Consider the following 15,746-nt stretch of genomic DNA (forward strand, 5'->3'; position numbering starts at 1 on the left):
CGGGAAAGGAGTAAACGTATGCAACAATTAAATGTTATAGGTTTGGAAGCACAAGGTGCGAAAGCACTGGCTGATAAACTGAACCAACTCTTGGCAAATTACCAAGTGTTTTACATGAATGTTCGTGGTTTCCATTGGAATGTGCGCGGCGAACGCTTTTTCGAACTACATGTGAAATTTGAAGAAACTTACAACGATTTACTGTTAAAAATCGATGAAGTAGCCGAGCGCATTCTTACCTTGGGCCAGCGCCCCCGCCATGCTTATTCAGCGTATCTTGAGCAAAGCAATATCGCCGAAGCGAAAGATGTGCATGATGGCCGTGAATGTGTAGAAAATATTCTGCAAAGCTACAAAGCGGTAATCCAGCTGCAACGTGAAATTCTTGCTGAGGGCGCAGAACTTGGCGATGAAGGCACCGTGGCGTTGATGAGTGATTACATTTCTCAACAAGAGAAAACAGCTTGGATGCTTACTTCATATTTAGGCTAAACCTCAAATAAATACCAAATTGAAAGCCACGGTTTGCAAACGCTGCCGTGGCTTTTTTGTTTAGATTGAAGCGTAGCGAGGCGATTTTTTATTCGCTATAATGCGCCCGCGTTTTATACGCACCAAGTTAACCGCACTGAATTTACGATTCAGCTAGCCGAAGGAAAAAGTGATGCAATATATTTGTGCAGCGCTCTACAAGTTCGTAGAGCTCAATGATTATGAAGAACTCCGCCAGCCGTTATTTGATGTAATGGCTGAAAATGAAGTGAAAGGCACCCTTTTACTCGCTCGCGAAGGTATTAACGGCACTATTTGTGGTACCCGCGATGCTGTTGATAATGTGCTCAACTGGTTGAAAAGTGATAGCCGCTTTGCCGATCTCGAGCACAAAGAATCACCTAGCGAAACCCAGGCTTTTTACCGCACCAAGGTTAAATTGAAAAAAGAAATTGTAACCATGGGCCTCGATTGGGTAGATCCTAAAAATATCGTGGGCACTTACGTGGCGCCCGCAGAGTGGAACCGCATTATTAGCGATCCCGAAGTATTACTTATCGATACCCGCAACGATTACGAATATGCAGTGGGCACGTTTAAAGGCGCTATAAACCCAAAAACAGAAACCTTCCGGGAATTCCCTGATTACGTAAAAGAGCACCTCGATAAAGAAAAGCACAAGAAAGTAGCCATGTTTTGTACCGGTGGCATTCGCTGTGAGAAATCTACGGCATATTTGAAAGAGCTTGGTTTTAACGAGGTGTATCACCTGCACGGCGGTATTTTGAAATACTTGGAAGAAGTGCCAGCCGAAGAGAGCATGTGGGATGGCGAGTGCTTTGTATTCGATCAGCGTGTAACCGTGAAGCATGGCTTGGAGCAAGGCTCTTACGATCAGTGCTACGCGTGCCGCATGCCAATCACAGAAGAAGAAATGCAATCAGAGCAATATGAAAAAGGCGTAAGCTGCCCGCATTGTTTTGATAAAACCACGCCAAGCCAAAAAGAACGCTTCGCCGAACGTGAGAAGCAAGTTCAACTCGCCAAAGCGCGCGGCGAAAAACACATTCGTGATGGGCGTTTGGAAGGTTAGTACAAGAGCTTCAATTTTATGAACGAAAACGCCGAGCTTAGCTCGGCGTTTTTATTTATTCATCGGTTACGTTCGGTAACGTAAGTGCGCGAACGCCGGCTATTACGCCCACAACGATGAGTAGCACGAGCACCGCATGAGTTCCGGCTAATTCATCGAGCACGCCGAGCAGCATGCCTAGCAGCAGTAAAATACCGATCACCGTGTTGCTTACAGCAGTGTATTGCGCTCGGTTTTCTTGGTTGGCCATATCAACAAGATAGGTTTTGCGGCCTACGCGCGCGCCATGGTGGGCTACCGCAGCTAGGAATATTAAACCGCCTCCCACCAATACTTGGCCAAGCCAAGCTTGCGCAGTGAAATCAATAACCAAGGTGAGTGCCATTACCGCAGAGGCCATAAAGGCGGCAGCGGCCATAACATGGTTACTTGCACTATCCGACCAGCGCCCCCAAAAACGCCCTGCCAACATGCCCGCTAAACCACTAGCGAGCAACATACCGCCTAAACCGGTAAGCTCTCCGGCGCTCTGGCGTTGGATCAGCACAACAATATAGGGTATCGAGAACGCGGACGAAACGAGTAACGCTCGTGTAGCCACAAACTGGCCGAATTGCTTATCTTGCCAAATCAATGCTATCGATTTTATCGCCTCAGTTATCGCATTGCCGCCGCCAACAGTAGCTCCTGGCGTTTCCGGAATGCGCGCGTAGCTTATTGCCGCCAGCAGCCACAGCACCGCAGCGCCCGCCAAAAGCGCAATGAAAAGCAGGTAACTGCCTTCAACTTCAGGGGCAAATATAATAATCACAGCGGTAGCTAAGGTAAGCACCCCGGCGGTTGTTGCAGCTAAGCCCGTTAGCCTTCCACGGCGGGTTTTCGATATGGTTTTTCCCAATACATCTTTGCTCGCTACCGAGCAGATACCCCGAGATAAACTAAAAACAATCAGCCAAGCAATCACCCACCAGCCAAAGGCTGTGGCACTCGCTTGCCAGCCTAATAAGCCATAATCACTTAGCATCAGAAAGCCTGAGGCCATAAATAACAACGCAAGCGCTTGCCCAACACTGCCTGCTACCCAGAACCATTTACGCGCTGGCCGTTCGCGCATGCGTTGGGCTACAAAAAGTTGCGGTAGCAACGATAGGGATTCGCGCAAAGGCACCAACATACTAATGAAAAACGCTGGGGCGCCAACCACGGAAAGCATCCACGGTAAAACCAAGCGCGCACTTACTAGCGAATCGCCCAGCTTTGTAAGCGTTAATGATAAGAGGTGGAGCACAAATGATGTGGGTTGCTCGCCGCAGGCTTCATCGGGAATATCTTTACATACCCGTGCATCTTCATCTTCCGCTAAGAATTGATACATACGATCGGTGATATCGTCCTGCGATTGTTTGCTCATTTTACGCTCCTTTAGCTATCCCCATCATTCGCTAACGCATTCTGCAATGCAAACCAAATGCGATTAATAAGGGCTATAAGGCGTATCCAATCACGCAGTTCTTCACGTGCCACCGGTGTTTGCGCTTCGGCATTGTAGGCTTCTAAAAACACCTCGATTTCATCATCATAAAAATCATTGATAACAATGGTGGAAGCTACATCGAAGCCAGGATGGCCATAACCGGCGTACTCCCAATCAATAACTCTGGGTTCTGGCTCGGGGTAAACGTGCTCGGCGTTTAAATCATGGTGGCAAAATACGCGTGGCCCCATTTGCCAAGCAGCAAAAAGATCTTTGTAGCTTTCACAATCTTCGCGCGATTGGGCACCTAAGCGAGGTTCAAGTTGTTCTAACGCATCGCAATAGCCCATCACTCGTTGCCATAAAGACCACGGTTTGATATCTGGGGTTAGTTGATGAATTTGCTGTTGCACCAACCCCAATTTCTGAGCACGGGCTTCTGGATCGAAAATAGCAGCAAGTGGTTCACTAGATAGCCACTCGGTAATTACAACACCACGCCCGCTATCGGCAAAAATAATAGCGGGCGCGATGCCAAGTTCGGCAAGTTTAATATCAGTTGCTACGGCTTCTCCGGTTATTCGGCCAAAAGCACTATCGTGGGCATATTGCTTCACTAAAAAGCAATGTTCATCACTTTCGATACACCAGGTTGAATTGGCTAAATCTTCGCCTACCGACCGAGTTTTCCAAACACCATGTACCGGCAAATGGGCCAGACACCAGGTTGGAAACGCCATAGATTTCTTCCTTTTATTGTAATAGTTATCTAGGTTTCAGCATTCACACTCGCTTGAAAATCTTGACGCCAACGCCAATAACCGATCGCTGCCATGATTACATAAACAACAAACAGCAATGCCGTAGCATGATAGCCCTTCACCCAGAAGAGGCCAATATATACTACATCAATCACTACCCAATATAACCAGTTCTCTAATACTTTTCTGGCCACTAAAAAAGTAGCGAAAAAGCTAAATACAGTAGTTAGGGTATCAATGTAAGCCATATCGGCGTTGGTGTAGCGGTTCAAGGCAAACCCAAGCATTAAGCTTACCGCCACTAGCACGAGCGCCCAATACGCATGCCACTGCCACCGAAGCTGGCTTATTCTTAGGGTGTTTTTAGTGTTTTCTCTACTGCGCACCCAACTCCAATAGCCGTAGCCTGCCATGATCACATAGAAAATCTGCAACACAGATTCCATGTACAAGCGGCCAGTAAAGAATAATACCGTATAGATACTGGCACTAATGGCGGCAGCCGGCCAACACCAAAGGCTTTGCTTGATAGCAAGAACCACATAAACAATAGCTAAACAAACAGCCACTAATTCTGCCGGCGATGAAAGCGCCAGCAGCTCTAATAGATTATCCATTCGGATTCAAATCGCGGTTTATAAATTTACAAACAAGCACCTGCGCTGGAACTTGTTGATAAACCCGCTCCAGTTCATCGGTAAGAATTGTCATTAACGAGCGATACTCGCCGAAAATCTGCGTGCTCATGGTGTTAGTTTTCACGCTCAGTTCTTTATGTTCCGCCAAACGTTCTACAAATTCTTGAATAACTGGGCGGTATTCATCGGCTAACGGATACAAACTAATTTCAGCTGATAACTGCATAATTTTTTTCCTTAATCAGGGTGAGGAGAAGCTTCGGCTCACACATCCAAAGCCTCTCCTCTTGTCATCGCGAAAGTAAAGCGAAAGTAAGGTGAAAGTAAGGCGAAATTAGAAACGGTATCGAGCAGTAATACCTACCCGGCGCGGCTCGCCATATTGCACGTAGTTCTCAGGCGTATACTCTTTACGCGGATCATTACCGAAGTAAAAACCGCGGGTGGTGTAATCTTTATCAAATAAATTCCGTGCCCATAAGCTGAATTCCCAGTTTTGCCACTGGTAATTCAAACGCGCATGAAACAACTGATAACTTTCTGATTGCTCATCATGGCTATTGGAATAATAGAACTTATCGCGGGCATCCATTTCTAAACGCAACGTAAGCCCTTCACGTAATAACAATTCCGTGCCTAAGTTTACTTGATAGCTCGGCGCATGCGCCTGATCACGGCCCGCTAAATTTGTGCCATCTTGCAATACAAGATCGTTAAATTCAGTAGCAAGTAAACCGAGGTTTAAAAACACCCGCATTGAATCGCTTGGCAGGTAATCAAATTGCGCTTCAACACCGTAGTTTTTGCCATCAGAAGCATTATCTAGATAAGTAACAAACACTGCACTGCGTTCTACATAGGCGTTAACTTGCATATCATCGCGCCAGCTATAAAAAGCGTTCAAGTGCACACGTAAGTTGTAATCAGGTAAGAAAGCTTTGTAGCCAATCTCGGCACTGGTTAGATACTCTGGTGCAAAGGTAGCTCGCGATTCTAAAAATTCACGGTGATCTTCAAGGTTACGATCTTCCACCCGGCCCAACGCTTCGCCATTTACACCACCGCCTTTAAACCCGCGGGTAAGGCTAGCGTATGCTTGCTGCATCGGCGCTAGGCTATATTCCAAACTAGCACGGCCACCCAAAGCGCTATCGCTCGGTGCCGCCGCAATGCCTCGGCTATCTAGATATTGGTTGCTGTAACGTTCCCAACGCAAACCATAAGTTAAACGCAAGCGCTCGGTAAGCGTTTGCTGTAATTCAGCGTAAGCCGCAGTGCGCTCGGTATCGTAGGTGCTAGCAAATGGCGCATCGAGATAAGTATATTCGCGCGTTAAATCTTGATCTCGCTGTTGAAAGTAAGCACCCACTAACCAATCGGTTTGCACACCAAACAAACTAATCGGTGCAGCCGAAAGTAGGCGAGATTCCAGCTCTAATTGATCGCGCTCGCGGAAATAGGCATCAAATGAATTGTATTCCCAACCTGGGCGAATGCCTTCAAAAGCCCAATCTTCATCAAAGCTATATTCCGAATCAGCCTGCAAGTAGCTCGCAAATAGCTGCAATTCATAACCCGTTGCACCGGTATAGGTAGCCGCTATTCGGCCCGCGTGGCTATCTAAAGTATCGCGGCCTGGAGTATCGGAAAGGGTTTCACGGGTGCGATCTAAACTAAACGCATCGTAGCCATTATCAATATCAAAACGATGATAAGTAAGCTGCAACACCCAATCATCGCTTACATCCCAAACTGCATTCAAACGCAAGGTTAGCTCATCAATATCTTGGGTATCTTTGCGATTAAGGTGGATGTTCTCCATAAAGCCATCGCTTACATTCGAGTATAGCGAACCACGCACAGCCAAGTTATTGGTAACGCGATTACCAAAGGCAACGCCCGCCGCATACGAATTATAATTCGCCCACATGGTTTCTACCTGGCCCGATGGCGCGTAGGTGGCTTCTTCACTTTGCAAGTAAACCATGCCTGCCATAGCATCGGCGCCAAAACGAGTGCTTTGCGGCCCACGGAACACTTCAACTTGGCCAATATCAAACAACGTGCCGGCAGCACCAAGGCCACTGTAGTTGATACCATCGATAACCAAGCCTACTGAAGGATTAATAGGATCAACAAATTGGCTGCGCTCGCCAATACCACGAATTTGAATAAAGCTAGCCCGTGAAGCGCCCGAAGCTAGATTCACGTTCGGTGCCATCATTAAGGCTGATTCAATGTGCGCAGCGGCCCGGTTATTTAAATCATGGGCTGATAAAACGGAAACGCTGGCGGCTACATCTTCAATGCCACGGCTGCGGAAATCGCCAGTAACCGTAATGCGTTCAATATCTTTTTTAGTATCTGTAGATGATTCTTCAGCAACTGCAATAGTGCTCACAGATAGTGCTGTAAAGAGTGCTGTAGAAAGTGCGGTAGCAACCGCGAGGGAAGTTCGTGTAATTTTCATTTGGGATCTCTTCTTTTGGTAATGCTTTAAAGATGAGATCCGGTTAAACGCTGTATTGGTGAGATTGCGAGCGCTGTTTCAAGTTCGCCAACAATGGGTGCTGATTACCAATCCCTACGCCAGTATTAACCGGATCAGGTACAAAGAGTTCACTACGTATCTCAGCCTTCGCTTATAAAAAGCTCGGCACCCCTTTGGTAATTGTTGTCAGTTATTCACTGCAACGCCGCGCAGTATAACGAATGCGCGGCTCTTTGCAAGCTTCCTTGTACTATTCAATAAACGCCAAGGCATCGCCGAACAGTTGTTCTTTCGGCAGGCCTTCGGCGTAAAACGCATCACGCGCCACTCGCACCATTTCAAAACGGCCGGCTATATACACATCGTAGTCGGTCAGGTTTTTAACGGTTTCTAGCACGGCAGGAATAAGTAGCCCTCTAATGCCTGGCCAATTCTCACTGTTAACTTCTTCGGCCACAGGTACATAGTGAAAACGAGAATCGCTAACGGCAAGCTTTTGCAGTTCTTCATGCATATATAAATCGCTGGCCTTGCGCCCGCCCCAAAATAGCGTAATAGGCCGCTTATTATCACTGGCTAAATGCGCTTGTAATATCGACCACGTATACGAAAACCCAGTGCCACCAGCAAGCAGCAACAACGGCCGCGTGCTACCCGCTAAATAGCCAGCATCGCCACTTGGCAGATTTATAGTAAGTTTGCCCTCCGAACGAATTTTTTCGATTACTTCCCATGCATAAGGGTTATCCGCCGTAGCACCAATATGCAATTCAACGAAATCAGTTTCCGCTGGCGTAGAAGCGATAGAGAATGGCCGCATATCGCCATCACCCATCACCACCATTAGGTATTGCCCTGGCACAAAGGATATAGGTTCTGGCAATTCTAGTTCTACCACAAACACAAACTCACTAACCGCTTCACAGCGGCGAACTTTACTTTCAACTATTGGCATAAATTAAGAATCCAAAATTCCGAGGTCGTCCCAAAGATCATCAATACGTTTTTTTACGTTCTCATCCATTACGATTGGCGTGCCCCACTCGCGATCGGTTTCGCCCGGCCATTTATTGGTGGCATCGAGGCCCATTTTTGAACCGAGGCCAGAAACCGGCGAGGCGAAATCAAGGTAATCAATTGGCGTATTCTCAATCATTACCGTATCGCGTGCTGGGTCCATGCGCGTGGTAATGGCCCAAATAACATCTTTCCAATCGCGGGCGTTTACATCGTCATCGCACACAATAACAAACTTGGTGTACATAAACTGCCGCAAGAAACTCCACACACCGAGCATTACGCGCTTGGCGTGCCCAGGATATGATTTCTTCATGGTTACTACGGCCATTCGGTAGGAACAGCCTTCCGGCGGTAAATAAAAATCTACAATCTCTGGAAATTGCTTCTGCAAAATTGGCACAAATACTTCGTTCAAAGCCACACCCAAAATAGCAGGCTCATCAGGTGGCCGGCCCGTATAAGTGCTGTGATAAATTGGATCTTTACGGTGGGTAATATGGGTTACCGTAAACACTGGGAATTCATCTACTTCATTGTAGTAACCGGTGTGATCGCCATACGGCCCTTCCGGCGCGGTTTCGCCCGCTTCAATATAGCCCTCAAGCACAAACTCTGCGTGCGCTGGTACCTGCAAATCATTGCTTAAGCATTTCACCACTTCGGTTTTACTATCGCGCAACAGCCCGGCGAACGCGTATTCCGATAAGGTATCGGGCACCGGCGTTACCGCCCCTAAAATAGTAGCCGGATCGGCACCAAGCGCTACTGCAACCGGAAAGCGTTTACTCGGATTTTGTTGGCAAAACTCACGAAAATCCAAGGCACCACCACGGTGGCTGAGCCAACGCATAATCAGCTTATTCTTCGCAATGAGCTGCTGCCGGTATATCCCGAGATTCTGACGTTTCTTTTGCGGCCCACGAGTAACCGTAAGGCCCCAAGTTACTAACGGTGCCACATCACCCGGCCAACAATGTTGAATTGGAATATTGTTCAGATCTACCGCATCACCTTCGAGCACCACTTCTTGGCAAGGAGCCTTCTTCAATACTTTCGGAGCCATGCTTAACACTTTTTTCAGCAGCGGCAACTTACTCATGGCATCTTTAAAGCCAGCCGGCGGCTCAGGTTCTTTCAAATACGCTAAAAGCTTACCCACATCGCGCAATGCCGCAACATCGGTTTGCCCCATACCCATAGCAACCCGCTCTGGGGTACCAAAAAGGTTGGCAAGCACCGGAATGCTATGGCCTTTCGGGTTCTCAAAAAGTAGCGCAGGGCCGCCCGCTTTCAGAGTACGGTCGGCTATTTCCGTCATTTCTAAATACGGATCGATCTCTTGAGAAATGCGTTTTAAATCACCACGCGCTTCAAGTTGCGCGATAAAATCACGTAAATCACGATATTTCATGCAAACTGCCAATTCAGTGAAGAGTAAATGAAGTATATCAGTTTCGCCGCAGCAATCATCTGTAAGAACGGTGAAAGCTATATTATCGGATCCCTACAAACCAAATCTTTTTAGTAACCAGGTGTATCAACGAACGCCAATAGAGCCCGAAAATCTCCAGCATCTGCAGCGCGAAGAGCAGCAATATAGTTTTGACGGCGCTCATTGTCGGCTTGTAAGTTAAAGCCGCTTGCCCAAGCAATTGGTGGGTGGTCGTACATTTCCTCAAGCATGATATCGGTTGCAATACGTGCATGACGACCATTGCCGTTAGGAAACAGGTGAATCTGTACCAAACGATGATGAAATCGAGCGGCCGCCTCAAGGGGCGGAAAAGTCTGATTTTCTAGCCAATAACTCGCATTATCGAGTAACAGTCGTAATTGCACTGGAATATGAAACGGATCGATGCCGATATTTTTTTCAGTAAGGCGATATTCGCCTGCCCATGCCCAAACATCACCGAAAAGCTTTTTGTGTAATGTTCTGATAAAGCCATCATCAAAAACTGAACCGCCTCGCCGGCGAGATACCCAAGAAAGTCCATCTTCAATATTAGCTTGCTCCAGTTCATCCAGCTCGCCGCGAGTTGTAACGTACTTAAATTTTAGTCCTAGCATTTCATCGGGATCGAGTGGGGTAGCTCCATCAGGCTCTTGGAACATTACTTTACCTCCCAGAAGTCAGAGGGCATTTCTCGGATAAGCTCATCAGCAAGATCGTTTATACGTTGTGCCTGCTGTTTGCTCGTCAATGATTGATTTTCCAAAGCCATGTGAGCACTTGCGCGCACAACTCGTGCCTCGGCTTTGCGGCGTGCCTGTAGCTGAATAATATCCGCTACCTCTCCTCGTTCAGGAACAATGGCATAAACGAAACGTCCGCCCATCGCCTCGGCAAACTTCTGCATTTGTTTGATTGTAATTGCACCGTTGGCCTCATTACGCTCAGCCTGATGAATGGCTGAGCGAGTAACGCCAGCACGCATCGCTACTTGTGCTCCCGACATGCCCAAGGCTTTACGAAGCACTGAAAGCCACCCTTCAGACGGCTTCTTAAGTGACGCAAGCTGCTGTGCAGCGCTATTTATGATTTGCACATATTGCTTTCTAACTGTACTTTTCACACTCATTGTACATCACCTTATAGACGTTTAATGATTATCCGCATATCAAAACATAGACATATATATCTTAATTGTCAATCTATAGATATACTTATAAAAATAAAATGAATATTAATAGATATACAATTGAGCGTTAAGAGTCAGTTAATTTCCAAGTAGCTGATGTTACCTCTACGCACAAAAAAACCGCCCTACCTACCTTCTATGCTGGTTGTTCCAACACGAAAGGCAAGTAGAGCGGTTTTCGAGTAACGCGAAAAGCTTACTTCGAACGCTTCATTGAATCGAAGAATTCATCGTTAGTTTTCGTCATTACCAAACGATCGATAAGGAATTCCATCGCTTCGATTTCACCCATTGGGTGTACAATTTTGCGCAGAATCCACATTTTTTGAAGTTCATCTGGCGTAGTTAACAATTCTTCGCGGCGGGTACCCGAACGATTGTAATCAATAGCTGGGAACACGCGTTTTTCTGCGATTTTACGGTTTAAGTGAAGTTCCATGTTACCGGTACCCTTAAACTCTTCGTAAATTACTTCATCCATTTTTGAACCGGTATCAATCAATGCCGTTGCAATAATGGTTAAGCTTCCGCCTTCTTCAACATTCCGTGCCGCACCGAAGAAACGCTTCGGTTTGTGCAATGCGTTGGCATCCACACCACCGGTAAGTACTTTACCTGAGCTTGGAATAACGGTGTTGTAAGCGCGCGCTAAACGGGTAATTGAATCGAGTAAAATAACAACATCTTTCTTATGCTCTACCAATCGTTTGGCTTTTTCGATAACCATTTCGGCTACCTGCACGTGGCGGCTAGCGGGTTCATCAAAGGTTGATGCAACTACTTCGCCTTTCACCAAACGGTGCATATCGGTTACTTCTTCTGGGCGCTCATCAATTAGCAATACCATAAGTTCGCACTCAGGGTGATTCGCCGCAATTGATTGTGCAATGTTTTGCAGTAGTAACGTTTTACCGGCTTTAGGTGGTGCAACAATCAAACCACGTTGGCCTTTACCGATGGGCGAAGCTAAATCAAGAATACGGGCCGTGATATCTTCAGTAGAACCATTGCCTCGTTCCATGCGCAAACGTTCGTTGGCATGCAATGGCGTTAAGTTCTCGAACAATATCTTGTTGCGCGAGTTTTCTGGCTTATCAAAGTTCACTTCGCGAATTTTCAATAGCGCAAAGTAACGCTCGCCATCTTTTGGTGGGCGAATTTTACCGGCTACGGTATCGCCTGTGCGCAAGTTAAAGCGCCGAATTTGGCTTGGCGATACATAGATATCATCTGGGCCAGCAAGGTATGAAGAATCTGCTGAACGTAAGAAGCCGAAGCCGTCTTGGAGGATTTCTAATGCGCCATCGCCAAAGATATCTTCGCCGCTTTTAGAGTGTGCTTTTAAAATCGCGAAAATAATATCTTGTTTGCGCAAACGCGCCATGTTCTCAAGGCCCATCTCGGCGGCGAGGTTTACCAGTTCGTTAACGGGCTTATTCTTTAATTCGGTTAGATTCATAGTTTGATTGGTTTTCAAGGTTTTTGGATGAGAGCAACAAAGATTGATGAGCGCTTAATTTGCATAAGGTTTACTCACTTGCACGCTAAATTGTTAGCGCCCAGCAATGTTGCGTTTATTGTATTTAAATTCGTTTCTAAGCTTCCTTTCGCGAGTTCCGTTGTTTAAACGCTTTGCGTGATTTTTCGGATCTGCATACATGATAAATAACATTTATGACAAAATCGAAAAGGCGCAAGCTCGAACTATCGAAAAAGTGTAATTCAAATATTCGGATTTCAAGTCTGCAACGGGCTCGTTCACAGACAGCAGCGAGTAGGGATTAAATGCTGCGGATTAAAAATAACACTAAATGTAAAAATCGTCCAGTTTTTAAACGCCCTTCCGCATTAACTTGCAATCTATGCAAACGGAAAGGCGTTTTATTAGGCTTAAACGTGTTCGTTCAAGAACTCAGCTAGCTGAGTTTTAGACATTGCACCTACTTTGGTGCCAACTACTTCGCCATTTTTGAACAGTAACAGGGTAGGAATACCGCGAATACCGTACTTCGGAGGAGTTTCGTTGTTATGATCGACATTAAGCTTGCCAATTTTCAGCTTGCCGGAGTATTCTGCTGCCACTTCATCGAGAATTGGCGCGATCATTTTACATGGTCCACACCACTCGGCCCAGAAGTCTACTAAGACCGGTTGATCAGCATTTAGTACGTCTGCTTCGAAGCCTTCGTCGCTTAGCTGAACAATATTGTCACTCATGTTGCATCTCCAATCGGTTGCATGCGTGGGTATATTTTTAACGCATTGCATTATATTCTGTTTTTTAATACAAGTCTAAACCTGTTAAACTTGAAACCTATGACTACAAAACATTTAACTGAAACCCAATTCGCCGAATTGGGATTGCATCCTAAAGTGCTAGATGCCTTAAAGCAAATCGGCTATGAGTACTGTACCCCAATACAAGCAATGAGCTTGCCTATTGCCGTGCAGGGAAAAGATGTGGCCGGCCAAGCACAAACCGGCACCGGGAAAACTATCGCGTTTCTCGTCGCATTATTCAATCATTTAATGACTCACCCACAGCGAGTACCGGGTGAAACCCAACCACGCGCTCTGGTTATGGCACCTACGCGAGAACTTGCCGTTCAGATCGCTAATGATGCCGAAGCTATCGCAAAAAGTTGCGGGCTGAAGATGTCGGTAGTTTATGGTGGTGAGGGTTACGATTCTCAACGCGCTGAACTACAAGAAGGTGTTGATGTACTTATTGGTACGTGTGGCCGCCTTATCGATTACTTCAAGCAAGGCGCCTACAAGCTAAACAACATTGATGTTGTGGTGCTCGATGAAGCTGATCGTATGTACGATTTAGGCTTTATTGATGATGTGCGTTACATGCTACGCGCCATGCCTCCTGCCGAAGAGCGTTTGAACTTATTATTCTCGGCTACGCTTTCATTCCGCGTGCGTGAACTTGCTTACGAGCAAATGAACGATCCAACTAGTGTGGAAATTGAACCGGAGCAAATGACCGGTGCGCGCATCGAAGAAGAATTATTTTATCCTTCGAAACCAGAAAAAATTAAGCTATTGCTTACGCTAATTGAAGAAGATTGGCCAGAAAAAGCAATTGTATTTAGTAACACTAAGCATGGGTGTAGCTATGTGTATCATTGGCTTTTAGCGGATAAACATCGAGTAGGCTTACTTACCGGTGATGTACCTCAGCGTAAACGCCTTAAAATACTCGAAGATTTCACTTCTGGTAAAATTGATATTCTAGTTGCTACCGATGTAGCGGCGCGTGGCTTACATATTCCTGCGGTTAGCCATGTGTTTAACTATGATTTGCCAGACGATTGTGAAGATTACGTGCACCGTATTGGCCGAACTGGCCGTGCCGGCGCAAGTGGTAAAGCAATTAGCTTCGCCTGCGAAGAATACGTATATAACTTACCTGCTATCGAAAGCTATATTCAGCACGAGATCGGAGTAACCAAATACGATTCGGAAGCGCTGTTAAGTGATTTAAAACGCCCGCATATTCCGCAAAAGCGGCGTTTACAAAGCGGTAGAGATGGCCGGCGCAGTTCAGGCCCACGCCAACGCCGTAGCTAAATCACGAACAATATTTTTTTGCTAAAATATTGCATGCATAAGGAGCTCGGCCAATGCGCTCAACGGATTACTACGCCGCTATTGATTTAGGTTCAAATAGCTTTCACATGTTAGTAGTTCGGGTAGTGGCCGGCTCCGTGCAAGTGGTTTCCAAGATACGCCGCAAAGTACGCCTTGCCAGTGGTTTAAAACCCGATGGAAGTTTAGATTCTGCAGCGCGCGAACGCGCTCTGCAGTGCCTTGCCATATTCGCGGATCGTGTAAACGATATTGCTCCAGAGAACATCACTGCGGTTGGCACCGCTACTCTTCGTAAACTTAAAGATAGCGACCCCTTCCTAAACCAAGTACGTGAAACCTTGGGGCACCCCTTACGTATTATTTCTGGTGAAGAAGAAGCTGCTACTATCTATCAAGGCATTGCTCATACTACTGCATATCACGGCCGCATGTTGGCCATCGATATTGGTGGAGCTAGCACTGAATTTGCTCTTGGCCAAGGCTTTGATGCGAATATTCTACGGAGTTTAGATTTCGGTTGTGTTACTTGGATAAGTCGGTTTTTTCCCAAAGAAACCATTACTAAGGCGAATTGCCAAGCTGCGATTAATGAAGTTGAACGCATAGTAAGTGAGCATGCAGAGCCCTACAGAGAGCATGGGTGGGATATCGCTCTTGGTGCTTCGGGTACGTTCAAAGCACTGCAAGAAATAGCCCATGAACGGCGCATGCCCGAGCGCATTACCTTGCCTTGGTTAGAACAGCTACTTACTGAATCGATTCAACAAGGTAGTATCGCAGCACTGAATCTACATGGTTTAAAAGAAAGCCGAAAACCAACTTTTATTTCCGGCTTATGTATTCTTATCGGTATTTTTCGGGCATTTGGTATCAACACTATTGAAGCTACTGAAGGTGCCCTTCGTGAAGGATTGATTTACGGCATGCTGGAGGAGTTGCAGCACCCTGATGTGCAACTGCGCACCCTAGAAAGCCTTGCCCGCACCTACCACCTTGATCGACAGCAAGCGGGGCGCGTGCACGAATTAGCTCTGAAATATTACCGGCAAGCGCCCCAAGCTTGGTGCGATATTGCTGAAGAAGAAGCCATTAATTTACTGCGCGCTGTGAGCTATTTACATGAAATTGGCTTAAGTTTGAACTATCAGCATGCCAGTTCGCACGGCCATTACTTGGTAGCGAACAGTAACTTGCCAGGTTTTAATGCTCGGCAACGAGAAAATTTGTTGGAATTGGTACAGGCGATAGCCGGCATTATTGATGATGATGAACAGCCCGAAACCCTGCCCGAGCATTTGCCACTGGCACGGTTAGCTCGTTTACTAAGGTTAGCTGTATTGGCTTGCCAGCGGCGAAACAATGCCATGATCGCGAAAGCAAGCCTAAGTATTGAAGGCAATCAAATTACGCTGAATTTTGCCAATGATTTCCTCGAACACAGCCCCTATCTAAGCAGCCTTTATCGCGCAGAGAGCGAGTGGCAAGAGCAGTTTGGCGGGTTGCTATTACGCTAGCCACCAAACTCTTTAAGTTGA

At 46.5% G+C, this 15,746-nt stretch carries 15 protein-coding genes and 1 riboswitch; of the genes, 4 read left to right on the forward strand and 11 right to left on the reverse strand.

Going from position 1 to position 15,746, the window contains the following annotated elements; genetic code table 11:
- Window positions 1-18: 18 nt before the first annotated feature.
- Together A28LD_RS04955 and trhO are read left to right on the forward strand one after the other, a co-directional pair.
- On the forward strand, window positions 19-492 hold the full coding sequence (locus tag A28LD_RS04955) for a Dps family protein (RefSeq protein WP_007419972.1): 474 nt from the start codon (window positions 19-21) through the stop codon (window positions 490-492).
- 172 nt (window positions 493-664) lie between these two features.
- Window positions 665-1,585: an oxygen-dependent tRNA uridine(34) hydroxylase TrhO gene (gene trhO / locus A28LD_RS04960; RefSeq protein WP_007419973.1), complete on the forward strand. Its 921-nt coding sequence runs from the start codon at window positions 665-667 to the stop codon at window positions 1,583-1,585.
- 55 nt (window positions 1,586-1,640) lie between these two features.
- On the opposite strand, the gene A28LD_RS04965 is transcribed toward trhO, so the two are convergent.
- The 11 genes from A28LD_RS04965 to trxA form a co-directional block, all read right to left on the reverse strand.
- Window positions 1,641-2,996 carry a hypothetical protein gene (locus A28LD_RS04965; protein WP_007419974.1) on the reverse strand — a complete coding sequence of 452 codons (1,356 nt, stop codon included), beginning with the start codon at window positions 2,994-2,996 and terminating at the stop codon, window positions 1,641-1,643.
- An 11-nt stretch (window positions 2,997-3,007) separates the two neighbouring features.
- On the reverse strand, window positions 3,008-3,799 hold the full coding sequence (locus A28LD_RS04970; RefSeq protein ID WP_007419975.1) for a phosphotransferase: 792 nt from the start codon (window positions 3,797-3,799) through the stop codon (window positions 3,008-3,010).
- Window positions 3,800-3,828: 29 nt separating this feature from the next.
- Window positions 3,829-4,437 carry a nicotinamide riboside transporter PnuC gene (pnuC, locus tag A28LD_RS04975; RefSeq protein ID WP_007419976.1) on the reverse strand — a complete coding sequence of 203 codons (609 nt, stop codon included), beginning with the start codon at window positions 4,435-4,437 and terminating at the stop codon, window positions 3,829-3,831.
- The gene (locus tag A28LD_RS04980) at window positions 4,430-4,684 is read right to left on the reverse strand and encodes a YkoF family thiamine/hydroxymethylpyrimidine-binding protein (protein ID WP_007419977.1); all 255 of its coding nucleotides are present in this window, start codon (window positions 4,682-4,684) and stop codon (window positions 4,430-4,432) included. Before A28LD_RS04980 ends, pnuC begins: the two co-directional genes overlap by 8 nt.
- Before the next feature lie 108 nt (window positions 4,685-4,792).
- Window positions 4,793-6,928, reverse strand: a complete 2,136-nt coding sequence (locus A28LD_RS04985; RefSeq protein ID WP_007419978.1) for a TonB-dependent receptor — start codon at window positions 6,926-6,928, stop codon at window positions 4,793-4,795.
- A gap of 94 nt (window positions 6,929-7,022) precedes the next feature.
- Window positions 7,023-7,132: riboswitch (TPP riboswitch) on the reverse strand.
- Between the two features lie 67 nt (window positions 7,133-7,199).
- A complete protein-coding gene (gene fre, locus A28LD_RS04990) occupies window positions 7,200-7,904 on the reverse strand; it encodes an NAD(P)H-flavin reductase (protein WP_007419979.1) in 705 nt (234 codons plus the stop codon).
- Between the two features lie 3 nt (window positions 7,905-7,907).
- The gene (gene ubiD, locus A28LD_RS04995; RefSeq protein WP_007419980.1) at window positions 7,908-9,380 is read right to left on the reverse strand and encodes a 4-hydroxy-3-polyprenylbenzoate decarboxylase; all 1,473 of its coding nucleotides are present in this window, start codon (window positions 9,378-9,380) and stop codon (window positions 7,908-7,910) included.
- A 110-nt stretch (window positions 9,381-9,490) separates the two neighbouring features.
- On the reverse strand, window positions 9,491-10,084 hold the full coding sequence (locus A28LD_RS05000; RefSeq protein ID WP_007419981.1) for a mobile mystery protein B: 594 nt from the start codon (window positions 10,082-10,084) through the stop codon (window positions 9,491-9,493).
- Entirely contained in the window at window positions 10,084-10,551 is a 468-nt protein-coding gene (locus tag A28LD_RS05005) for a mobile mystery protein A (RefSeq protein ID WP_007419982.1), read from the reverse strand. The genes A28LD_RS05000 and A28LD_RS05005 overlap by 1 nt, the downstream gene beginning before the upstream one ends.
- Before the next feature lie 256 nt (window positions 10,552-10,807).
- Window positions 10,808-12,070, reverse strand: coding sequence for a transcription termination factor Rho (rho, locus tag A28LD_RS05010; protein ID WP_007419983.1), 1,263 nt, complete (start codon window positions 12,068-12,070; stop codon window positions 10,808-10,810).
- Window positions 12,071-12,501: 431 nt separating this feature from the next.
- Window positions 12,502-12,828: a thioredoxin TrxA gene (trxA, locus tag A28LD_RS05015; protein ID WP_007419984.1), complete on the reverse strand. Its 327-nt coding sequence runs from the start codon at window positions 12,826-12,828 to the stop codon at window positions 12,502-12,504.
- 99 nt (window positions 12,829-12,927) lie between these two features.
- On the opposite strand from trxA, the gene rhlB reads away from it, so the two are divergent.
- The gene (gene rhlB / locus A28LD_RS05020) at window positions 12,928-14,190 is read left to right on the forward strand and encodes an ATP-dependent RNA helicase RhlB (RefSeq protein ID WP_040487065.1); all 1,263 of its coding nucleotides are present in this window, start codon (window positions 12,928-12,930) and stop codon (window positions 14,188-14,190) included.
- Window positions 14,191-14,243: 53 nt separating this feature from the next.
- Window positions 14,244-15,725: a Ppx/GppA phosphatase family protein gene (locus tag A28LD_RS05025; RefSeq protein WP_007419986.1), complete on the forward strand. Its 1,482-nt coding sequence runs from the start codon at window positions 14,244-14,246 to the stop codon at window positions 15,723-15,725.
- Window positions 15,726-15,746: the final 21 nt, after the last annotated feature.

Source organism: Idiomarina sp. A28L (genome assembly GCF_000218785.1).
Classification (GTDB): domain Bacteria; phylum Pseudomonadota; class Gammaproteobacteria; order Enterobacterales; family Alteromonadaceae; genus Aliidiomarina.